14 protein-coding genes and 1 CRISPR repeat array (1 of these 15 only partly in view) are annotated in these 22,846 nt (G+C 38.6%); of the genes, 13 read left to right on the plus strand and 1 reads right to left on the minus strand.

Features of this window, described 5'->3' with window-relative positions; all coding sequences use genetic code 11:
- Position 1 precedes the first annotated feature (1 nt).
- The 8 genes from FFO06_RS02300 to FFO06_RS02335 all read left to right on the plus strand — a co-directional run bounded on the left by FFO06_RS02300 (position 2) and on the right by FFO06_RS02335 (position 10,276).
- Entirely contained in the window at positions 2–700 is a 699-nt protein-coding gene (locus FFO06_RS02300; protein ID WP_236097050.1) for a phage baseplate assembly protein V, read from the plus strand.
- Positions 700–1,089 carry a GPW/gp25 family protein gene (locus FFO06_RS02305; protein ID WP_137906586.1) on the plus strand — a complete coding sequence of 130 codons (390 nt, stop codon included), beginning with the start codon at positions 700–702 and terminating at the stop codon, positions 1,087–1,089. Before FFO06_RS02300 ends, FFO06_RS02305 begins: the two co-directional genes overlap by 1 nt.
- Before the next feature lie 41 nt (positions 1,090–1,130).
- Positions 1,131–4,628: a baseplate J/gp47 family protein gene (locus FFO06_RS02310; protein ID WP_137906587.1), complete on the plus strand. Its 3,498-nt coding sequence runs from the start codon at positions 1,131–1,133 to the stop codon at positions 4,626–4,628.
- A gap of 3 nt (positions 4,629–4,631) precedes the next feature.
- Positions 4,632–5,612, plus strand: a complete 981-nt coding sequence (locus tag FFO06_RS02315) for a baseplate J/gp47 family protein (RefSeq protein WP_137906588.1) — start codon at positions 4,632–4,634, stop codon at positions 5,610–5,612.
- Positions 5,593–7,233: a phage tail protein gene (locus FFO06_RS02320; RefSeq protein ID WP_137906589.1), complete on the plus strand. Its 1,641-nt coding sequence runs from the start codon at positions 5,593–5,595 to the stop codon at positions 7,231–7,233. The genes FFO06_RS02315 and FFO06_RS02320 overlap by 20 nt, the downstream gene beginning before the upstream one ends.
- 52 nt (positions 7,234–7,285) lie before the next feature.
- Entirely contained in the window at positions 7,286–9,376 is a 2,091-nt protein-coding gene (locus tag FFO06_RS02325) for a hypothetical protein (RefSeq protein ID WP_137906590.1), read from the plus strand.
- A 254-nt stretch (positions 9,377–9,630) separates the two neighbouring features.
- Positions 9,631–10,059, plus strand: a complete 429-nt coding sequence (locus FFO06_RS02330; RefSeq protein ID WP_137906591.1) for a contractile injection system spike tip protein — start codon at positions 9,631–9,633, stop codon at positions 10,057–10,059.
- Positions 10,060–10,063: 4 nt separating this feature from the next.
- Complete coding sequence (locus tag FFO06_RS02335) at positions 10,064–10,276, plus strand: hypothetical protein (protein WP_137906592.1); 213 nt, start codon at positions 10,064–10,066, stop codon at positions 10,274–10,276.
- Positions 10,277–10,473: 197 nt separating this feature from the next.
- Here FFO06_RS02335 and FFO06_RS02340 read toward each other — a convergent pair whose 3' ends face one another.
- Positions 10,474–12,576 (minus strand): ATP-binding protein, encoded by a 2,103-nt coding sequence (locus FFO06_RS02340; protein ID WP_137906593.1) that lies wholly within the window; start codon positions 12,574–12,576, stop codon positions 10,474–10,476.
- Between the two features lie 111 nt (positions 12,577–12,687).
- Between FFO06_RS02340 and FFO06_RS02345 the strand changes: the two genes are divergently transcribed.
- The 5 genes from FFO06_RS02345 to FFO06_RS02365 all read left to right on the plus strand — a co-directional run bounded on the left by FFO06_RS02345 (position 12,688) and on the right by FFO06_RS02365 (position 21,139).
- Complete coding sequence (locus FFO06_RS02345) at positions 12,688–14,694, plus strand: eCIS core domain-containing protein (protein WP_137906594.1); 2,007 nt, start codon at positions 12,688–12,690, stop codon at positions 14,692–14,694.
- A gap of 270 nt (positions 14,695–14,964) precedes the next feature.
- Positions 14,965–15,513: a Uma2 family endonuclease gene (locus FFO06_RS02350; RefSeq protein ID WP_137906595.1), complete on the plus strand. Its 549-nt coding sequence runs from the start codon at positions 14,965–14,967 to the stop codon at positions 15,511–15,513.
- A gap of 614 nt (positions 15,514–16,127) precedes the next feature.
- The gene (locus tag FFO06_RS02355; protein ID WP_137906596.1) at positions 16,128–17,465 is read left to right on the plus strand and encodes a folate/biopterin family MFS transporter; all 1,338 of its coding nucleotides are present in this window, start codon (positions 16,128–16,130) and stop codon (positions 17,463–17,465) included.
- A gap of 34 nt (positions 17,466–17,499) precedes the next feature.
- Positions 17,500–18,984 (plus strand): carotenoid oxygenase family protein, encoded by a 1,485-nt coding sequence (locus FFO06_RS02360; RefSeq protein WP_137906597.1) that lies wholly within the window; start codon positions 17,500–17,502, stop codon positions 18,982–18,984.
- Between the two features lie 865 nt (positions 18,985–19,849).
- Positions 19,850–21,139: a Glu/Leu/Phe/Val family dehydrogenase gene (locus tag FFO06_RS02365; RefSeq protein WP_137906598.1), complete on the plus strand. Its 1,290-nt coding sequence runs from the start codon at positions 19,850–19,852 to the stop codon at positions 21,137–21,139.
- 676 nt (positions 21,140–21,815) lie between these two features.
- Positions 21,816–22,846: direct repeats of the CRISPR family, unit length 36 nt; unit sequence GTTCCCACTCGCTGGGGATATTAATTGAATGGAAAC (it continues 708 nt past the right edge of the window).

A 22,846-nucleotide genomic window follows, 5' to 3' on the forward strand; every position in this document is an offset into this window, starting at 1 on the left:
AATGGACTTATTAATGGCAAAGGAACAAAATCATAAATTTTATGGTGTGACTATTGCGATCGTCACCAATAATCAAGATCCTAAAAAAATGGGTCGAGTTAAGGTTAAGTTCCCTTGGTTATCAGAAAATGATGAAAGTGATTGGTCTAGGGTCCTTAGTCCAATGGCAGGGAAAGATCGGGGTTTATTTTTGTTGCCCGAAGTTGACGACGAAGTTTTAGTGGCTTTCGAGCATGGTGATATGAATTTTCCCTACATTCTTGGTTCATTATGGAATGGTAAAGATACGCCACCTGAAGTGAATGAAGATGGAAAAAATAATAAAAGAATGATTAAGTCGCGCAGTGGTCACACTATTATCCTAGATGACACTGAGGGAGAAGAGAAAATTATTATTCAAGATAAAACAGGGAAGAATCAAATTATTATTGATTCCAAAGAAAATACGATGAATATCAAGGTGGAAAAAGATTTAACCATAGAAACAGGCGGAAAAATTATCTTAAAAAGTAGTGATGACGATGTTTCGATAGAATGTAAGAACTTATCAATTAAAACCCAGGAAAATTATCAATTGGAAACGGGAAAAGATTGTACTATAAAAGCTAAATCTAAGTACGCACTGGAAGCGTCCTCGGGCTTAGGTATTAAGTGCTCAGCAGGTGTAAAAATTAATAATAATTCCCTGGAGGTGATGTAATGGATATTGATTTTTTAGGAGTGGGTTGGACAAGCCCGGTGAAGATTGATGAAAAAGGTCAAATTAAAACCCAAAAATATGAGGATTCAGTTCGTCAATCTATGATCATGATTCTCCGTACAGCTAAGGGAGAACGGGTAATGCGTCCTAATTTTGGTTGCGGTATCTATGAAAGGGTATTTTCTCCCAATAATCTCGGAACCATCGGTCAAATCGTCAGCGATGTGAGAGAGGCCTTAATTGAGTGGGAACCTCGTATTGATGTTTTAGATGTTGATACCATTCCTGATGCGAGTCAACCTCATGTTATTTTGATCCAAATAAACTATCAGGTTCGCACTACTAACAATATTTTTAATTTAGTTTATCCATTTTACTTAGATCAATAACAACTATTTCTCTATTCTAAACCTACTACGGAGGATTAAATATGACTTCTTTACCGCCTAAAATTGACCAACGTACCTATGAAGAGATTGTCCAACAAACAGAAGCCTTTGTTCAAGAGTTTACTTCGAGTCTTGAACAGGGATGGAAAGCCCCTCCCCTAGGGCAAATGGATGTGGGTCGAGCTTTAATTCGCATTTTTGGTCGTATGGTAACAAAAATTAGCGATCGCCTCAATCAAGTCCCTGAGAAAAATTTTCTGGCCTTTCTCGATTTAATTGGCGGACAATTACAGCCGCCTCAACCCGCAAAAGTTCCCTTAACTTTTTATTTAGCCGAAGCCAGTCCAGTGGGGGCATTTGTTCCTGCCTATACCCAAATTTCTGCACCTCCCCTGGAAGGCAATGATGAGGAAATTATTTTTGAAACTGAGCAGGAACTTATTGTTACCACTGCTCAATTAAAAGCGGTATTTGTACGAGAACCCAATCAAGATAAATATGGTGACTATACCTTATTTGTCACAGGAAAAGAAGATCAATCTTTTCTGGTTTTTTCAGGCGATCGCCCGATTCAGCATTCTCTTTATATAACTTGTCATGAAATATTTAATTTGCCTGAATTATCTAATTTAAGCCTGACTATAGAAACAAATAATCCCCAAAGTATGGCGGATTTAAATTTATCTTTAGATTGGTCTTATTGGAATGGTCTAGAGTGGCAAAATCTTTCTCGTCCTAACTTAACGATTAAAGACAGCCAGTGTATCTTAAATTTTGCTGATATTAAACTTCCTTCTGTCTCTGAAATTAATGGAAAATCAGGAAAATGGCTACAAGCCAAATTAAAATTAAATTCTTGGGTAGAGAATTTGCCCATTATTAATCAAATTCAAGGTAGCACACAGATTAATCAAGTAAATCTCATGCCTGAAGTTTGTTTATATAATGATACCCCCTTAGATCAGAGTAAGAATTTTTATCCCTTTGGAGAAGAACCCAAATTAAATGATACTTTTTATATTGCCTTACATGATAGGTTTGTTAAACCTGGCGCAAATATCACATTGACTTTTGAGTTAAGCCATAACTCCAATCTAGCCTCTGCTGATATAACTATTACCTGGGAAATACAAGCACAGGGAGAATGGAAAAAAATTGCGATAACACAAAGTGAAAATCAATTGTGGATGAATTCATCACCTCAGTTGATTAAAAATAGTCCAATAACTACGACATTAAAGTTTCCCCAGCAAATTCCTTCACCCAGTACAGTTAATGGAGAAACTCGTTACTGGATTCGCGCTAGAATTACCCAAGGACTTTATGGACAAGCTTCCACTATTAGAAAATATGCGATCTATAATGAGGTGGCTATCGTTGATAGTGTCACTAATGATAATAAAACGATTTCTATCGTAGGTACAGCATCAGATTTTTTCAAAGCTGGTGATATGATCCGATTAGTCTGGTTAGAAAATAATAGTGAAAAAAGAGAAGAATATAAAATTCAAAGTCTTAGTAATAACCAATTAACCTTAGAAACATTAGTTACTAATCCCCAAGCCAAAGTAAAAGGAACAAAAATTTTCTTAAGATATGTCATCTCTGAAACCGTTCCTCCGAATTATGACCCACCGATCATCCAATCTCTTAAGTTAACCTATAACTTTAATTTTAATGAAAAGGCGATTTATTTTGCCTATAATGATCTTCATTATTCCCATCCGAAAAAGTTTGATATAAAATTAACGGATAAAATAGATCAGGGTAGTCAGAGAGTTAGTATTAATCAAGTTGAAGGTTTGGCAGTTGGAGAATTTTTAACATTCCCCTCTCGGCCTAATCCAGAAATTCATCAAATCGAGTATATCAATCCTCAAACTAAGCAACTTATTTTAGCGGCAAGTCTCAGTCAAACATACTTAAAAGATACCCGTATTGATTGTCATTTTCGACCATTTATCCCCACTATTGATAAAAATCCTAGTTTATATTTAGGGTTTGATAAACCTTTTGGCAATCAAACGGTTACTCTTTATGCCCAGGTAAATCCTCCATCTCCTCAAGAATTATCTCAAGCAATTTCTCGAAGTAATCCTCAATTAATTTGGGAATATTTTAGCCCCCTGGGTTGGCAAACTTTGGGAGTCAATGATCAAACAAAAGCATTTTCTCAGAGAGGCTTAATTCAATTTATTGCTCCTAGCGATTTCACCAAATCAATGATATTTAATCAGGACTTATACTGGTTAAGAGTCCGTTGGCAAGGGGGAAATTTTTCGATTCAGCCTCGTTTAAATAAAATTTTGACCAATACAACCTGGGCAGTTCAGGCAACTACGATCCAAGCAGAAATATTAGGTTCAAGTAATTACGAAGCTCACCAAACTTTTACTGCCGGTTATTCACCGATTTTAATCGGAGAAAAATTAGAAATTCGAGAAAATGAAATTCCTGAACAATTTGATTCGGATAAATTGACAGTGATTCGAGATAATTTAGGAGAGATTGAAGAAATTTGGGTAACATGGCAAGAAGTTCCCGATTTTTATAGTTCAACGGAGAGCGATCGCCATTATTTATTAGATCGTCAGACAGGAAAAATTAGCTTTGGTGATGGACAATCAGGGATGATTCCTCCCAGGGGTCGTAATAATATTCGTCTTTCTTTTTATCGTACTGGCGGTGGTGAACAGGGAAATCTCGTTTCCCAATCAGTCAATCAACTTAAAACCACTGTTCCCTATATTGATCGAGTTGTCAATTTAGAAGCGGCGGCTGGGGGGGCCAATCAAGAAAAGCTCGAACGCCTCAAAGAAAGAGTTCCGCAAAAATTACGGCACAGAAATCGCGCAGTCACCCTTCAAGATATAGAAGATTTAGCCTATGAGGCATCTACGGATGTGAAGAGAGTTAAATTAATTACACCAGATTTAATGACTCCAGAATTTAGTGCATTAAATGGAGGTTTGTGGTTAGATCCGACCAAGAAAGACATAACACTTAATGATTATATCAACAGTAAAAGGACACAAATTACCAACCCCGATGAATTTAAAAAAATGCTATTATCAATTAATCAGGATTCAGGAAAAGTTAAATTAATAGTTTTACCTAATAGTAAAGAACGTCAACCCAATCCCAGTTTAGCTTTATTAGAAAAAGTCGAAGGCTATATCCAATCGCGTTGTGAGGCGATGTTAGATCTAACTGTCACCGTTCCCCAATGGCAAGAAATCATTGTAACTGCCACCATTACACCCACGACTTACCAAGGATTAGATCGCCTCAGAGAGACGATTAATCGGCGTTTAGAAGCCTTTTTACATCCCCTGACGGGTGGAAGTGGAGACGGTTGGCGATTTGGACGCTATCCCCAAAAGTCTGATTTTTACGCACTCATTCAGTCCATTTCTGGGGTTGATCATGTGGATTTATTGGAGATTAATCCCGACCCCGAATCCCCTGAACTAGCGGCCGACTCATTAATATTTTCGGGGCATCATATTATTCATTTGCAATCCTCTGGAGGAAATTAAATTATGAATTTACCCTTACCTAATCTAGATGATCAGAGCTATGATGATTTGGTGCAAGAGGCGATCGCGCTTATTCCCTTAGAATATCCTGAATGGACTGACCATAATCCAACAGATACGGGAATTATTCTAATTGAATTGTTTGCTTGGTTAACAGAAATGACCCTTTATCAAATTAATCAAATTCCCGATCAAAATTATGCTAGTTTTGTGAGTTTATTAAAGGGAGAACAATGGACTTTACCGAACAAATCTACTGAAGAAAAACAGAAACAACTCCAGCTAGAAATTAGAAAAACCTTATTAGAATTAAGAAACACCTATCGGGCTGTCACGGAAGAAGATTACAAGAAACTCATTCTTGAAGAGTGGAAAAATTCACAGGATTTTACCAAAGCAGAATCTATCGCTAGGGTTAATTGTTTACCTCTGAGGAATCAAAATCAAACTAACGCCAAAGGTCATATTACCCTAGTTGTTGTTAAAGATGATGATCATATCACCAGCACAGAAACTGCTGCCTATCCAAATCTCTTTAAATTTCTCGATCAGCGAAGGTTATTAACCACCCGTATTCATCTAGTTAATCCCAAATATATATCAGTTAATCTGGAAACAACATTAGTGATTGAAGATGGCATCAAGCCAGAAGATGTTAAAGAAAATGCTCAGGAAGCGTTAAAATATTATTTTCATCCTCGGCAATCAGGAAAATATTGGCAGGGCAAGGGCTATCCCTTTGGTCGCAATGTTTATATATCAGAATTGTATCAACTGTTGGATAATTTATCTGGGGTAGATTATGTAAAAAAATTAATTATTCACCCAGAAGAAAAAACTCAAATAGTTAACTCAGAAAAAAAATCTGAAACGGTCGTCACTGAAATTAGGGAAATTAGGTTAGATGATGACCAATTGATCAATTTGCAAACTGCAACAATTACAATCGAGGTGAAAATCGGCAATGAATCCAGAGAAGTCTAACTTAGTCAGTAGCTATCTGCAATATTTACCTGCCATTCTTGAGGAAGATCCCTTTATGGGTAGGTTTTTATTGGCTTTTGAAAAGATTCTTTCGGGAGTGAAGGATTTACCCAGTTATGAAAAAATCATTCAAGGAAATAGCAAAAATGTCCCTGGATTAGAAGAGATTATTAATCGGATTGAGACTTATTTTCATCCCCAAGAAACGCCAGAGCAGTTTTTGCCTTGGTTAGCGGGTTGGGTGGCCTTAAGTTTACGAGATGACTGGGAACCTAGCACTAAGCGAGCATTTATCACGGAAATCGTGAAACTATATCGGATAAGAGGGACAAAAGAAGGCTTGGCTTCGGTTTTAAAGCTCTATCTAGTCAATTCAGGTTTTGGCGATAAGGTTGAAATTTTTGACCAATTTGATAATTTCCCGAATTATTTTCAGGTTCAATTAACGTTAAATGACCGCGATCCTGAAAAGTATTGGCGACAGTCTAGGATTGCAAAAGCTATTATCGATCAAGAAAAACCAGCCCATACCTTTTATTCGCTGAAAATTCTTGTGCCGACAATGCAGTTGACCCGGCGATCGCAGGTTAACTATCCCTTTAAATTATTTAATGACCTTCAAACCCAAGATTTTACATTAGAAGTTGCGATTATTCCTCAGCAAACCGCGCCAGAGAAAATTATTAATTTGTCTAGGCAGTTAGTTGTGAAAATTCAAGGAAATACAACTGAAATTACTCCTTATTCTCCCTTAATTGTTACAGATAATCAGGCTTTTTACGTTAAACAAAAAATAACCTATCAACAATTTTTAGATAATTTAGCAGGTTTTAATGTGATATTGTCTAATCAAACTGATAATCTTTTTGTAGGAGGTTTAAAAATAACGCTTTTTATGGATCTTAATGGTAATCAGAAAGAGACTATCTTATTAGAAAAATCATTGAATCTATTACCCGTTCTCAAACTTTGTAGTCAAGATAAATCAGGTAATATTATTGGAGGTAATACCATTCTTAAACAAGCCCAATCTCCTGAGTTTTCTGGGATGCAGATTACCAAGTCTTTCTGGACAAATCCCTATAATTTCACTTTATTTGACTCTCCCATAATTCAAATTTTTGAATTAGAGGCTACGGTACAAATTAATCAACCTCCAGCAATCACAGAAAATATCATCAACCAAATTGCTCTTCGTTTTCAAGATGAAAATTCCAACTATCATTTATTAACGCCGGAAACAGTTGTTCAAGGCAATAAAATGACCATTAGATATCTCCGGAAATCAGGTTTTGGACTAGACAGGTTAAGGGTTTTAGATTCTTTTTCGGAGATGTCTATTAAACGCCAGCTTAGTTACCCACAACTTCTCGATATTTCAGATAAGTTACAGTTGAAAGTTAAAAATCTTAACAATGTTGAGACTAGCGGAAAAGTTCGTGTTAGTGTTAAAATGAATATTAATCTAGTTCCAGCAGTTTTTACCTTGTTTGAAGAAGATTTAAACCTAGCTGCTGTTCCTGCTAAAGATATCTTAAAAATTTGTTATCAAGATCAGGATGGAAAAATCATTAACACAGATAAACAAGGCACTGTTTTTACCATTTTAGGAACTCAGTAACTTTAACCATTAATTAAATTATTCTGACAATTCATTTTTAAGGAGTCAAGCCATGCCTAAATCAAAAACCGATTTTACCAACTTTGTTGATGCCCGCCCTAACTATTTCCCTGGTCAATTTTTATTAGAAGATGATTTTGAGGTTGAACAAAAATATCTAATTGACCGCCAAAAATATCATCGGCAAAGTCTTCATGTTTCAGGCCTTGTTGAAGGATTGGAAGTAGAGGTGATCAAGGATAAGCAAGAAGTCCAAATAAAATCTGGATCTGGTATTAATAGCAATGGAGATTTAATTATCCTGAAAAAGGATACTTCTTTTTCTCAGTTTGCTCCCCTGACGAATGGAGAGTTATATATTAGTTATAAAGAAGAAAAACAGGTTAAACAACAAGAAGACTTCACTCGCTGGCAAGAAGTCCCAACCATTGGTTTTGCGGCTACAACTCCCAATGATGGTGTGAAGTTAGCTAAAATTTCTATTGTTAATAATGTTCTGACGTTAGATTTAACTGTTCGTGATTATTCAGGCATCTTTTTGCCTAATGCGACTGGCAATGATTTAACTCTGCGATCAGGGGGGAATGATAATCCTAATGTAGCGATTTTAAATGGTAGTTTAACGGTAACGGGAACAATTACAGGTAATATTGATGCGACAAATATTAATTCTGGAGTATTAGCTGTTGAGCGTATTCCTAATTTGTCAGCAGATAAAATTACTTCTGGAACTATTTCAGGAAATTTAACAGTTACAAATGTCTTGAAAATTGGTCAGGATGCTACTGGGGGAACGCGTGATTGGATGACGCGAGGCATAAGTATTCTTTCGGATAGTGATAATCTTTTTATTGGTTTAAAAGATGAAGGATCAAACCGAGAAGATGCTGTTATTGCTTGGGGAGATGATCCACAAGATGATTTGCGATTTATTAATGTACTGTCTGGAGGGGCTGCAAACGGTACAGAAATTATGAGACTTAAACCAAGTGGCAATGTCGGCATTGGTACAGTAACCCCATCAGAAAAACTAGAAGTTAGTGGCAATTTAAAAGTTACTGGCAGTCTGACAGCAGGTAACAAAATAACTGTACCAGGAAATCAAAAAATTGAATTTTCAGATACAGATATTACCAATAACCTGAAGCTTCAGCTATGGACTGGCTATGGTTTAGGCATAAATGGCGGGACATTATTTTACGCGGCTAATGGAAAACACTCTTGGCGAGATAATAACGGTAATAATGAAAGAATGGCACTAACGACAGGAGCGGATGGTTCTTTAACTGTAAACGGGACAGGAACGTCCTCTTTTGCTGGCAATTTAAAAGTAAATAATGTATTTTTAGGTGATCTTGGTCATGGATCTGGATGGGCTGGTTTTTCGCACAGCAGTCAGGCAGGTCTAAACAGCTATGCCTTGTTACAAAATAGTACAGGTACTTATACGCTGATCAATAAGAAAGCTGGTGATGGATACATTGGTTTTCGGGTTGATAATAATGATAGGATGGTTATTAATAGTAATGGCAATGTCGGGATTGGCACAACAACTCCATCCGAAAAATTAGAAGTTAGTGGTAATTTAAGGGTTACTGGTACGATTACAGGTAATATTAATGCGTCAAATATTAATGCTGGGGTGCTAGATATTGCTCGCATTCCGACATTAGATATCACTCGCATGATCATCATTACAGGAATGATTGTCATGTGGTCTGGAGATGAAATCAGTATTCCAGGGGGGTGGGCTTTGTGTGATGGGCAAGCAGGCAGACCTGATTTACGGGGACGATTTATTTTGGGTAGTGGTCAGGGTAATGGACTAACAAATCGCACAAAAGGGATGACTGGTGGGGTAGAACGTCATACTTTGACAGTGGCAGAAATGCCCGCTCACAATCATGGCATAACAGATCCAGGGCACTCCCATAGATGGACAGCTAGTAGACAACTTCCGGGAATTGATGACGGAAACTATAGCAGCGAACTGTCAAAAGGCGACAGTGGTACTGGTGAGACCATGAGTAAAGACACTACTTCAGTAACAACTGGGATATCAATTCAAAATAATGGATCCGGTCAATCCCATGAAAATATGCCACCGTTTTATGTGTTGGCTTTCATTATTAAACTACCGTAATTTTCGAGTAAAAGCCTGATCTAAATTATGGCAAAAATTAGTAGTTAAAATGGCAATTCCTTCATACTATTCCATTTTTTGTAATAAATAACTCGAGACCTATTGCTATTGAATTTTATGAAAACTGTCACTGTCAACAATCAATTATTTATGGATAAAGAACAATTTATAAATCGCTCTGGCCTTCTACTAAGAAATATTCATAAAGAAGGCATTACTTTATCAAACCAGAACAATTAGAATTATAGAAACCAATGGCTGATTTTATCTTGATCACAGGGGATAAAGTCATGTTTAATCCCACCTTTGGACAGGCAATTGTTACAGTCCGCCCAGGGGACTTAATCGGCACAGGCAAAGGTAAAATTAACGGTAAACTGATTTGTGTTGATGGCGACGAAAAAACAGTAATCGTCCCTGGTTGCCCCTACATGACCCCCCAATATAGTATTCCTGGTGTGGGCATTCTTTCTATTCAATCTCTGGGGGGCAACCAAAAAGCAACGAAAACCAAATCAGGCGGTAAACCCGTCCTCCTCAAAGGAGCCACTTTTACCGCTAAATTCCAGGTCGCTGTTCCTGCCCAACAACCCACACCAGCCGGACCAATCCCCGATGCTACCCCCCAATATTCAGGGACGGGTACATTTATGACCACCAACCTCAAAGTTAAAGCAACCTAACACCATGAAAGAACAACTGGAAAAACGCCTAACCGAACTCAAAAGCGAATTTGAATCGGGTCAAAAAATGATGACCGAACTAGAAAGTAAACAGTCCAATCTGCGGGATACATTACTGCGAATTAGTGGAGCAATTCAAATCCTAGAAGAAGAAATTAACAGAGTTAATGAAACCTTAGAACCCGTTCAAGAAACTCCCGTAGAAATTATTAACTAAAATTGTTTATTTTGACGATGAAAATAGGGCAGTTTGTCATTAGATCTCTTACAGAAAAAGGACATAATATATTAGAGCAGTTCCCGGTATTATGAAGTACAGATATTAATGATAAAACTCTTGTGGTGCGGGCATCTTGCCCGCATAAAGTGTACCTCACTCAAGCTGAAATTGCTGTATATCCTACAAAGCTTTATCTAGGCATAGTCGCCTAAATCCCCCGTCATTAAAATTTTGTTTTGCTTCTGATATTCCAGACGGATCGCCTTAATAATATGGTTCATAGCGATCGCTCTGTTGTCCTGATTCTCATCCCCCGCTGCCAAAAAAGCCGCCCGTAGTGCAATATTGCGAATATCCGCCCCCGTTAACTCAAAACGACCAGCCAAAAAATCCAAATCTAAATCCTGACAGATAGCCGTATTCATCGGCAACATAAGCTCCCACATTCGACGACGTTCCTCCTGAGTCGGTAAAGAAAACTCAATAATAAACCGTAATCTGCGTGTAAAAGCCTCATCTAAATTATGGCGAAAATTAGTCGTTAAAATCGCAATTCCTGCATACTCTTCCATTTTTTGTAACAAATAACTCGTCTCCATATTCGCATAGCGATCGCGGGCATCCTTGACTTCAGAACGCTTACCAAACAGGGCATCAGCCTCATCAAACAACAGAATAGCGTTAGAATTAGTGGCCGCATCAAATACCTGACTAAGATTTTTTTCCGTATCGCCAATATACTTACTAACAATTTGAGACAGATCAATTTTATATAAGTCTAACTGTAAATCCTGGGCAATTACTTCCGCTGCCATGGTTTTTCCCGTCCCTGGCGCACCTGAAAATAAGGCATTTAACCCTTTACCCAGGGATAATCTCTCACCAAACTGCCAGGTTTCCATGACAAAATGATGCTGTTTGGCTTGATTACAAAGTTCTCGGAGTTGATGAGCGGGGTTAGACTCAAGAATAATATCCTCCCAGCCATACTTTGGCTCAATTTTCCGGGCTAGGGTAATCAGAGCATACCCAGATTCCGCACGCGCAGCCGCAAATAGATAACTCGATTTAGGCTTCTCCTTCCCCTGAGATTCCTTGTCTTGATAACCTTCCCAGAGCATCTGTTGACTAGCCATTGCTACCGCATTCCTGATCTGATGGGAATAGAGACGAAAGCGATCGCTCAAAGAGTCCAGTTCGGCAGGGTTTAACATTATACCCAGGGGCGTTAAATGGGATAACCAACAATCCCGCCGTTGTTCAAAATCAGGCAGAGTAAAGGGAATCGTTAATAAACCCAAGGGATAGGGACTACTGGGAAAAGGCATTTCTCCCGACAAAATCACCAGGCTGGGATAATCCCTTAATGCTCTACAAAGACCTTGAAAGGCGATATTTTCAGTATTTTGAAAAAGTGGATCGATATTCGCTAAATAAAGCCAGGTTTGTTGCAGTTGAGCCTGTCGCCATAGCAGAAACAAAGCCGTTTCTTGATTGACTTTTGCCGCCATCATTTTTGGCAAATCAACGATCAGTAAGGAAGCTTTGATCTGATTGGCTAGGGATTGAACCAGGGTTTGTTTTTCTAGGGAATCTCCACCCTGAAAATAGAGTTTTAGAGGTTTGCTTGCTTGCCAATGGTCTTGGATGAGTCGGAGTAAGCCTGGGGGACTTTTTAGGGCAGTAAATTCGGTTTGAGGTTCAATAATATGGGCGTAATCTTTAAATCGAGCATCTAGCCCAGGGATTTCTAATAAATATTGAGTAATTTGCGGGTCTAGATGTAATTCCTGGGCGAGTAGGGAACTATGGTCAACAGGGGAAACGAGTTGCAACAGGCGATGGCGTATGAGGGTAGAGTCCGGCTGGAAATAGCGGCGATAGGTGAGTTTTTCGGGAATATTCGCACAAATTAAGTTAAGAGCCAGATCAACCGTCGGTCTTTTGGCTCGCACATCGTCCTGGAGATAGGCATAGAGTTTTTCATAATTGCGATCGAGTTCAACCGCCAAAGCGATCGCCATGATTTTAATTTCAATATCATCTAATTGATAGGTTTTTTGTAGCCAATGTAAGGGAGTGTCAGCAATAACAGCGATCGCTAAATTCGGGTTATCTTCTGTTACGAAAGACGATTGATCCAGAGTTTTTCCTACTATTTTTTCGGCGGTTTCTGGGGTGATTTGTAACAGGTCATGATAGGGGTTAACGGTTTTTTCTGCGTCATCCAGATTGGCGATCGCGGTTTCAAGTTTTTGGTCTAACCATTGCAGGAGGGGGATAAGATGGGGAAGCATTAATTTGGGTTAAGATATTGAGATTTTAACTGCTGTTGAGTAGTTTAATGCTAAAATCAGGGACATTATTCAGCTTTTATCAATTTTTTGAGATAACGGGAGAAAAGAGTCATGGTGCAAACGAGACTTCACAAGCATTCTCTATCTAAAGCAGAGCAAGCTGTATCGAATGTTGCTTCTCGTGCTTCTGTCCGTGATCCGATTAATGAGTTTCAGGAAGTTTATGGCAGTCGGGCAGCCAGTGCAGCATTTAGGCAACAAATCACGTCAGGTTTTTCTCAATCGGGTCAAATTCAGTCAATGATCCAAGGGAAACCGAGTTTTCGCGGTTTATCCCATTCCTTAGCTCCCATGCAGGCAAAGATGGTGGTTGGTGAAGCGAATGACCGCTATGAGCAGGAGGCGGATCAGGTGGCGGCTCAGGTGGTGCAACAAATTCATGCTCCCGTTTCTAATTCATCAGCCCAAAGGTCTTCTGTCCAACGTCAGCAAGAGCAGGATGAATTACAGAAGAAAGTAATCGCTCCTATCCAAGGAAAAGAGATGAGCGCGGGAGGGGAAGTATCAACAAGTCTGGAATCGGAAATCAATCGTGCGCGGGGGGGAGGGCAACCGTTAGTCCCTGAGTTGCAGAGGAAAATGGGTGAGGCGATGGGGTCGGATTTTAGTGGGGTGCGGGTGCATACCGATGGACCTGCGGATGCGTTGAACCAGTCGGTGGGAGCGCGGGCGTTTACAATCGGACAGGATTTGTTTTTTAAGCGGGGGGAATATCAGCCAAGAAGTCGGGGTGGGCAGGAACTGATTGCCCATGAGTTGACCCATGTGGTGCAGCAAAATGGTGGAGCAGTACAGCGTCAAGTAGAACAGAACTCCACATCAATTAATACGAACTCTGCATTCACACAATCCTTACAGCGAAAATTTGATCCCAGTGTAATCGCTATGTTAGAAAAACACATTGGCTCAAAAGCTAGTCAGCAAAAACTCGTAGCTGGTAAGAAGCATGGTCAAGGGATGGCAGAGGAACTTGCGCGAGGAGGGGACGGAAGAAATGAAAATGTTAATAATTTTACAGCAGGTGAAGGTCAAGCAGCACCTGAAGTAATGTCGCAGACTTTAATGAATCTAGTCAGACTGACCAAATACGATGATACTGCTTCGGCGAGCGTACTAGAGTTAGCAAATGGCGGGCAAGATCTTCAAGATGAACAGATGTGGAATCTCATCGTTGTCAACTCAAAGTTTATGTCATACATACTGCCTGGCATGACAATCAACAAAATCATTCCCGACTCAACAATCCAAACTATTTTGGAAATCAAGCAGAATCATAAACAGGGGACATTAGTGGGCGGGTCAGTTGCCCATGAGAAGAACTACGATCAAGGACTTACTGGGGAAGAAGCTACTGCCAATTTTGGGCTTGACTATGGAGGTTATCAAGCAGGCACTTTGAAGGCGGATGGAACAATGGCAAAAGCAGATGCTCATAGCTCATATGTCTATGATACTGCTGCTGATGATAAAGGACGGACGCTTAAAGCTGTGCCAAATGTCTTTTATATGAAAATAGCAATTCCTGAGAATAAATTAGCTGACGTTAAAGTACCAGTTCACGGCAACGTCAAAAGTTGGGCTGAGAACAAGCTATTAGATATCCAAACAACTATTGGTGATCCAGTTTTATTGCAAACACTAGCAGAAAAAGCTGGAGCGAAGGATTCAGGCCAGATGCTTACTTCCTTGTCCAAAAAGATTGAGATTCTGACTCAATTTATTGCCAGAGCCAAGGTCGATCAGGGTATGTTGACAACACTGACGGCTGACCAGAAGAAGAATAAGGAAGATCCGCTAACAAATATGGGTATGACAAAGCCTAGCTCTAGATTACAAACCGCATTTGGTACGATTAACCAAGAGTATCATATAGGCCGTATGAATGTTCCTGAAGGATCGGGGTTATGGCTCAAGGATTCTACTGGTGTTGACATTCTAGTAGGTCAGTTCATCCCGAATCCCGCAAATTCTAATACAGTAGAGTGGGGAAATCTGAAGAAAGATTTGATAGAAGCGAAGCTTTCTGAGAATGAGGCTTTGCGTAACAAAACAAAATGAGAAACAGTGCGATCGCCGATCTTGTCGGGTGCGTTAATGAAATGTAACGCAACATAAGTATGGGAGGTATCGGTGCGTTACGCTGCGCTAACACACCCTACCAAAAAGTGCGATCGCTGCCCCTGTCGGGTGCAGAATGTGGGATGTAAGGCAACATAATATAACGCAACATAAAGATGGCTACTTTTCACCCGACAGATCGGCTAAAGTTATAAGGCGATCGCCGAAAAATGATTTGTAAATTAACTATCAGTAAATCATAAATTTACAATGCAATCTCCTCCTCGTACTAATACCTTAAACAATCTAGAAACCTTTCTCCAACAACCCAACATTGAAAGCTCACCCGCTTGGGAGTTTATTCAAGAGAAAGCCCAACAGAAACCGATGCCCACCCTTTTTCATTCGCGTCTTCAACGTAACCTAGTTAACCAAATTAACAACCGAACCCAATCCTACGAAGCCATTCAAGAACTCCGTTGCATTGTTCCGCCCTTTTCTCCTGTTCCTGATATTGCTATCATTCAACGGGATCGACTTTCCGATGAAGATGGACCCTTTCAAGGTTCACCCGACTGGCTAATTGAAATTCGCTCTCCCAATCAAAGTATGTTAGATTTACAAAGTAAAATTTTGCATTGCCTAAGTAACGGAACTCTACTCGCCTGGTTAATTGACATTCAACGCCGACAAATTTGGGTTTGGGAAAAACAGGAATTACCCCTAATTTATGCAGGAAATGATCAACTTCCTACTTTAGATAACATTTCTGATTTTACAGTAGAGACAATCATTGCCTTAACCCAACAACAAGCTTAGAAATCTGGATTAATTTTTTGATCTTTGGTAATAATAGGAGCATAATATTGATCTGCTAAAGCCACAATAATTCAGTCTGCTGGATCTTTATATTCCCATTTTAAAGCAACACTTTTTAACCAAAGATTCTCATCAATACAGGGGTTTCCGCTCTTATGAAGTACATCTTAAGCCCCCTCCTCGCTTGCGGGGAGGGGGTTGGGGGTGGGGTTCTTGTACCTCATAACATCAGGAAGTGCTGTATTAACACTTATTTTTCCAAAATACCCAATTGTCTGTATAAAGTAATTATTTTTTTCGTTAGGTGATCGCTGATCTCTTTTTGATTTTCTCAAGAAAAGATCACTATTCTTTTCTTCTTTACCTCCGAGAATGAAAACGCCCTGCTTGCTTGGGAAGAGAAGCAAAAAGTCTGCTTTGTGACAACCAAGAGGTAAAGGAAGGGTAGGAAAAAGGCTTTTGATAAAGTTTATAACCTGGCAAATATGCTCTGAGATTTGTAGAATGGAATTGAAGTCAATTTAGACAATATTTTGATTGAATATTTTGATTGAATATTTTGAATATCTCGATATGATATAAAAGTAAATGAAAATTAAAAAATATTGATTTCAATGTTAAATGAAGCTGCCAAATTGCCAAAACTTAAAGATTCACTAATTGAGCAAATTCTTTTAGGAAATAAACTTACTCCTGAGTTAATTGCAATTCTGACTATATATTTTGTCCAAGGGATATTAATGTTATCCCGGTTAGCTGTTAGCTTTTTTCTCAAAGATGAATTGTTATTAAGTCCCGTACAAATGTCCGCAATTATCGGTATCAGTACCATACCTTGGATGATTAAACCATTATATGGTTTTATTGCTGATATTTTACCATTATTTGGCTACCATAGAAAAACTTATATATTCCTATCGGGAATTATCGGTAGTGCAGCTTGGTTGAGTTTAGGAACAATAGTTAATAGTGGCTCAATTGCAACAATGATGATTCTCCTTTCTTCTTTTTCCGTTGCTCTTAGTGATGTGATAGTTGATTCCATAGTAGTGGAAAGAGCCAGATCAGAATCAGCAGAAAAATTAGGTTCTTTACAATCTCTTTGCTGGGCTATTTCAGCCATTGGTAGCTTATGTACAGCTTACTTTAGCGGCCTACTTTTAGAATACTTTACCACTCGTACAGTATTTTTAATCACGGCATTATTTCCTATAATTACCTCATTTGTCGCTTGGTTAATTACAGAAAAACCCCTGCACAAAGATGATCAAAAAAGCAATTATGATCATATTAAATATCAATTAATACAAATACGTCAAGCAATCACAAAAAAAGCAGTTTTACTACCAACAGTATTTATATTTGTTTGGCACGCTACACCAAATGCCGAATCAGCTTTTTTCTATTTTACAACCAACGAACTACAATTTCAACCAGAATTTTTAGGACGAGTGAGATTAGTCACAAGTTTTGCTTCTTTAGTCGGAGTGTGGGCTTTTCAGCGTTACTTTAAAACTATCTCCTTTAAAATTATCTTTACTTGGGGTATTCTTATATCCACCGCTTTAGGAATGACAACCTTATTATTAGTAACTCATACCAACAGACTTTTAGGAATAAATGATCATTGGTTTAGTTTAGGTGATAATTTAGTTATTACCGTGATTGGACAAATTGTATTTATGCCCGTCCTAGTCTTGGCAACAAAGCTTTGTCCTCCCGGCATAGAAGCCACATTTTTTGCTTTAATAATGTCTATATTTAATTTAGGAGGAACAGTTTCCTATTGGTTAGGGTCTATGATGATGAAATGGTTAGGAATCACAGAAAATCAATTTGATTTATTATGGTTACTAATCATCATTACTAACTTGAGTTCTCTAATTCCCATATTTTTCATTAATTGGCTACCAGATGGTACAATAGAAATTGATGATAGTTCATCAATATAGTCTTTATAGTCTTTCAGGACAGTCAACCAAAAAAATGCAAACATTAGAAACCCAAGATCACCAACAAGATAACCAAGTTCTAGAAAAATCCTATACCATCAAAGATTGGCAAGGTGGATATGAATCCCTTCCCGAAGAATATGACTATTGGATTGATGATATTGAAGGAGAAATACCCCCAGAATTAGCAGGAACATTATTTAGAAATGGATCAGGTTTATTAGATATAAATGGAGAAAGATTACACCATCCTTTTGATGGTGACGGGATGATCAGCCGCATTACATTTATCAATGGCCGCGCTCATTTTCGTAACCGATTTGTACAAACAGCAGGTTATTTAGCAGAACAAAAAGCAAAAAAAATTCTTTATCGGGGGGTTTTCGGCACACAAAAACCCGGTGGTTGGTTAGCTAATATTTTCGATTTTAAACTCAAAAATATTGCCAATACCAACGTTATTTATTGGGGTAAAAAACTCCTAGCATTATGGGAAGCAGCTGAACCCTATTTACTCAATCCTCACACCTTAGAAACCTTAGGAAATGAATATTTTAACGGTGTCTTGTCCAAGGGAGAAGCCTTTAGCGCCCACCCACGAATTGATCCCCGTGGGATATTAGTTAACTTTGCCATAAAACCGGGATTATCAACCACAATTACCATCTTTGAATTGAATACAAAGGGAGAAGTTACCAGCAAAAAAAATCATCAAGTTCCTGGTTTTTGTTTTATTCATGATTTTGTAATTACAGAAAATTACTGTATCTTTTTCCAAAATCCCGTTAAATTTAACCCCATACCTTTTGCTTTAGGAATCTGTGGTGCAGCCGAATGTATTAAAGTTGAAAAAAATCAACCCACAAAAATCATCATTATTCCTCGCACCACAAAAGCACCCATGGAAAAAGTCAAAATTTTAGAGACCAAAGCAGGTTTCATTTTCCATCATGTTAATGCTTTTGAACTAGAAAATGAAATTATCGTTGATTCTATTTGTTATGAATCATTAATGGAAGTTGAACCCAATAGCGATTATCGAAAAACTGATTTTGATAAAAATTCACCCCCCCAAATATGGAGATTTCATCTCAATTTATTAGAGAATCAAGTCCAAAATCAGTTAATAGATACTCGTACCACTGAATTTCCCGCTATGCACCCACGTCACGTAGGTAAACCATACCGTTATTTATACAGTGCTGCGGCTCATCAATCAACATTGAATGCACCATTACAAGCCATTTTTAAGGTAGATTTAGAATCAGGAACAAAACAACTTTGGAGTACAGCACCGCGAGGATTTGTAGGAGAACCAATTTTTGTTCCTCGCGCACATTCTCAACAAGAAGATGATGGTTGGATTATAGTTGTAGTTTACAATGCAGAAAATCATCGTTCAGAGATAGTGATTTTAGATGCCCAGAATTTGGCAAAAGGTAGAATTGCAAAACTAGGTCTAAAACATCATATTCCCTACGGTTTACATGGGAGTTTTACACCAGAAATATTCATTTAATGTAGGTTGGGTTGACGAAACCCAACAACATCATACAGCAGATTTCATTTTTATGAGGTACACTTTGTGCGGGCAAGATGCCCGCACCACAAGAGTTTTATCATTAATATCTGTACTTCATAATATCGGAAACTGCTGTATTCATTTAACCTAGGTTGGGTTGACGAAACCCAACAACATCATACAGCAGATTTCATTTTTATGAGGTACACTTTGTGCGGGCAAGATGCCCGCACCACAAGAGTTTTATCATTATAATATCGAAAACTGCTGTATTCATTTAACCTAGGTTGGGTTGACGAAACCCAACAAGATCATACAGCAGATTTCATTTTTATGAGGTACACTTTGTGCGGGCAAGATGCCCGCACCACAAGAGTTTTATCATTAATATCTGTACTTCATAATATCGGAAACTGCTGTATTCATTTAACCTAAGTTGGGTTGACGAAACCCAACAAGATCATACAGCAGATTTCATTTTTATGAGGTACACTTTGTGCGGGCAAGATGCCCGCACCACAAGAGTTTTATCATTATAATATCGGAAACTGCTGTATTCATTTAACCTAGGTTGGGTTGACGAAACCCAACAAGATCATACAGCAGATTTCATTTTTATGAGGTACACCTTGTGCGGGCAAGATGCCCGCACCACAAGAGTTTTATCATTATAATATCGGAAACTGCTGTATTCATTTAACCTAGGTTGGGTTGACGAAACCCAACAAGATCATACAAATAAAAATATAATTAAAAAATATAATTGTAACAAAAACTACAAAATTTATATATTTCTCAAAAAACAGGGTAAGCTAACCTTATGAATCCAGTTGACAAGATACTATACTCAGGAATAAATATTATGGTAACAACCTCTCTCCCACTTATGGAAAGTGATTCTCCGGCGCATATTTGCCCCTATGATCAAGCTTGTAGCTATTTACAATGGGCTGCTAAAGAATTGAAATTAGATGCAAGTATCGTAGAAATACTTAGTTATCCCCGCAAAGTTGTCACAGTTTCCATACCTGTGAAAATGGATAATGGAGATGTGCGGGTTTTGACAGGACACCGGGTACAACATTCGGATATTTTAGGACCATATAAAGGTGGTATTCGCTACCATGAGGCGGTGACATTACGGGAAGTTTCCGCCCTGGCCATGCTCATGACTTGGAAATGTGCATTGTTAGGTATTCCCTACGGTGGTGGGAAAGGGGGAATTCCCATAGACCCCAAAAAGTTCACTGTCGGGGAATTAGAACGAATTAGCCGCCGTTATATTAGTGAATTAATTAAAGACATTGGACCATCGGTAGATATACCTGCTCCAGACATGGGAACATCAGCGCGGGAAATGGCGTGGATGATGGATACTTACTCTGTTAATGTGGGTCATTCTGTTCCAGGAGTAGTTACAGGCAAACCTCTATCTATTGGTGGTTCATTAGGACGAGAAATGGCTACCGGACGCGGTGTAATGATTATCATCCGTGAATCCCTAGCAGATCATGGTAAATCCTTGGCGGGAGCGCGGGTAGCGATTCAAGGCTTCGGTAATGTCGGCGGTGCTGCCGCAGAATTGCTACATAAAGCAGGAGCGAAAATTATCGCTGTTTCCAGTGGTGCTGGAGGTATATTTTCTGAAGCTGGTCTTGATATTCCTGTGGTTAAGGCTTACGCTGCTGAAAACCGCCGCAGTGTAGTGGGATTTCCCCAAGGTAAACCTATTAGTAATGCAGATTTGCTAACTTTATCCTGTGATGTACTAATTCCCGCTGCATTAGAAAACCAAATTACTCAAGAGAATGTTAATCAAATCAAAGCGCAATTTATTGCGGAAGCTGCTAATGGTCCGGTAACTTTAGAAGCTAACCGAGCTTTAGAAGCCCGTGGTGTTACCGTCTTACCAGATATTTTAGCCAATGCTGGGGGTGTGGTAGTGAGTTATTTAGAATGGGTACAAGGTCTTTCCTACCTGTTCTGGGACGAAGAACGAGTTAACAAAGAAATGGAACATTTAATGGTTCAGGCTTACCGTAAAGTGATTCATGAGTCAAAGGTAAGGAGGGTAAATCTGCGGTTAGCTGCTTATACTTTGGGTGTAGGTAGAGTCGCCCAAGCCTTAACCGATAGAGGTTTATATCCTTAGTCATGCTTTTAATCTAAATTAAGTAGGGTGTGTTATGGCTTTAGCCTAACGCACCTTTTTACAATTTCTGTACATTTTCCACATATATAATTATAAAGTCAGGACTTACGCAACTGGCACATTGGTATGGTGTGGTTCGACAAGCTCACCAACCACGTCAGACTGTATAAATCATCTAAATAACCTTGTTGATATCTGACGCACCCTACAACTAATATTTGAAAATTTATCTACAAAAGTAGAGATTTTTTGTATTGCACGTGCTATAATTTTACTTGTAAGTTTTTTATTTTATTTATGGGTTTTTCCCGCCCTGCACCCGTGGGTTATTTTTGACTGAGATCATAGTGTTCTCTTTAACAATCAAGATTTTGATATTTGTAGTTATTGTATCTTGTGCCACAACATAAGAAAAAATTTGTTACTATCTAGGAAATAACATCATATTATATACATCATTATATAATTAGCACAGCAGCTTAAATTTTTGGCAAACCTCCAGTGGGGGCAAAAACCCCAGGGATTCGCCAAATCGTCAGAACCTTGATAATTAAATAATTTCAGTGTTTTGTTAGTTTCAGTTGGTAGTTTTTCTGAAGCCTGAAATCAGGTTTTTTCAGAGGTCTGCCAAAATCGTCTCTGGACTCTTTGCTGGGTAAGGGTTTAAAATGGAAGGGTTCCCACTCGCTGGGGATATTAATTGAATGGAAACATTCTTGTTACATTATCCTTATTTTTTTTCATTGCGGTTCCCACTCGCTGGGGATATTAATTGAATGGAAACTGAAGGACATCTTTGTTATTCAAGTCGTTGACACAGTTCCCACTCGCTGGGGATATTAATTGAATGGAAACACTAATTCAAACAGTAGTTTATAAGGTACGCACACACCACCGGTTCCCACTCGCTGGGGATATTAATTGAATGGAAACTATATCAATTCCTGATTTGTCTAGCCATAAAAGCAGGGGTCCCCACTCGCTGGGGATATTAATTGAATGGAAACGAATATATTATAAGTTCGTTAATGTTTTTAAGATGTCGTCCCCACTCGCTGGGGATATTAATTGAATGGAAACTCTTCTAGCCAAGCTTTTTTAATAAGTTCTTTACTGGGATAAGGTTCCCACTCGCTGGGGATATTAATTGAATGGAAACATTTGCTCATCTGTCAGCACTTCTGGCACTTCTGGCAATGTTCCCACTCGCTGGGGATATTAATTGAATGGAAACATTTTCAACACTGCTTAACCACTTTTTATTGCTTAAATGGTTCCCACTCGCTGGGGATATTAATTGAATGGAAACCTTAAAAATAATCAATAGATATCTGGGAAAATGCAGATGTTCCCACTCGCTGGGGATATTAATTGAATGGAAACAATGCTTGGTTTAGCTGGGATAACCCATCATTTAGATGGTTCCCACTCGCTGGGGATATTAATTGAATGGAAACTTGTACGCTTAAACACGCGGCTATCATTTGCTCTGATGCGTTCCCACTCGCTGGGGATATTAATTGAATGGAAACAACCAAGTCAATTTGATATTGATATGGTTCAAAATAGGTTCCCACTCGCTGGGGATATTAATTGAATGGAAACAGGACTTAGACTCATGCTTAACCTCACTGTTTTTTAATGGTTCCCACTCGCTGGGGATATTAATTGAATGGAAACATAGGATTCATAAGCAGCGTCTCTTTT

The sequence above is a fragment of the Dolichospermum planctonicum genome (genome assembly GCF_005402965.1).
GTDB classification, from domain to species: domain Bacteria; phylum Cyanobacteriota; class Cyanobacteriia; order Cyanobacteriales; family Nostocaceae; genus Dolichospermum; species Dolichospermum planctonicum.

What these genes read in the sequence shown, in the direction of transcription:
- FFO06_RS02325 (WP_137906590.1), top strand. Translation starts at nt 7,286, where the DNA reads ATGCCTAAATCAAAAACCGATTTTACCAACTTTGTTGATGCCCGCCCT.
- FFO06_RS02335 (WP_137906592.1), top strand. Translation starts at nt 10,064, where the DNA reads ATGAAAGAACAACTGGAAAAACGCCTAACCGAACTCAAAAGCGAATTT.
- FFO06_RS02305 (WP_137906586.1), top strand. Translation starts at nt 700, where the DNA reads ATGGATATTGATTTTTTAGGAGTGGGTTGGACAAGCCCGGTGAAGATT.
- FFO06_RS02320 (WP_137906589.1), top strand. Translation starts at nt 5,593, where the DNA reads ATGAATCCAGAGAAGTCTAACTTAGTCAGTAGCTATCTGCAATATTTA.
- FFO06_RS02315 (WP_137906588.1), top strand. Translation starts at nt 4,632, where the DNA reads ATGAATTTACCCTTACCTAATCTAGATGATCAGAGCTATGATGATTTG.
- FFO06_RS02365 (WP_137906598.1), top strand. Translation starts at nt 19,850, where the DNA reads ATGGTAACAACCTCTCTCCCACTTATGGAAAGTGATTCTCCGGCGCAT.
- FFO06_RS02355 (WP_137906596.1), top strand. Translation starts at nt 16,128, where the DNA reads ATGTTAAATGAAGCTGCCAAATTGCCAAAACTTAAAGATTCACTAATT.
- FFO06_RS02310 (WP_137906587.1), top strand. Translation starts at nt 1,131, where the DNA reads ATGACTTCTTTACCGCCTAAAATTGACCAACGTACCTATGAAGAGATT.
- FFO06_RS02360 (WP_137906597.1), top strand. Translation starts at nt 17,500, where the DNA reads ATGCAAACATTAGAAACCCAAGATCACCAACAAGATAACCAAGTTCTA.
- FFO06_RS02330 (WP_137906591.1), top strand. Translation starts at nt 9,631, where the DNA reads ATGGCTGATTTTATCTTGATCACAGGGGATAAAGTCATGTTTAATCCC.
- FFO06_RS02300 (WP_236097050.1), top strand. Translation starts at nt 2, where the DNA reads ATGGACTTATTAATGGCAAAGGAACAAAATCATAAATTTTATGGTGTG.
- FFO06_RS02340 (WP_137906593.1), bottom strand. Translation starts at nt 12,576, where the DNA reads ATGCTTCCCCATCTTATCCCCCTCCTGCAATGGTTAGACCAAAAACTT.
- FFO06_RS02345 (WP_137906594.1), top strand. Translation starts at nt 12,688, where the DNA reads ATGGTGCAAACGAGACTTCACAAGCATTCTCTATCTAAAGCAGAGCAA.
- FFO06_RS02350 (WP_137906595.1), top strand. Translation starts at nt 14,965, where the DNA reads ATGCAATCTCCTCCTCGTACTAATACCTTAAACAATCTAGAAACCTTT.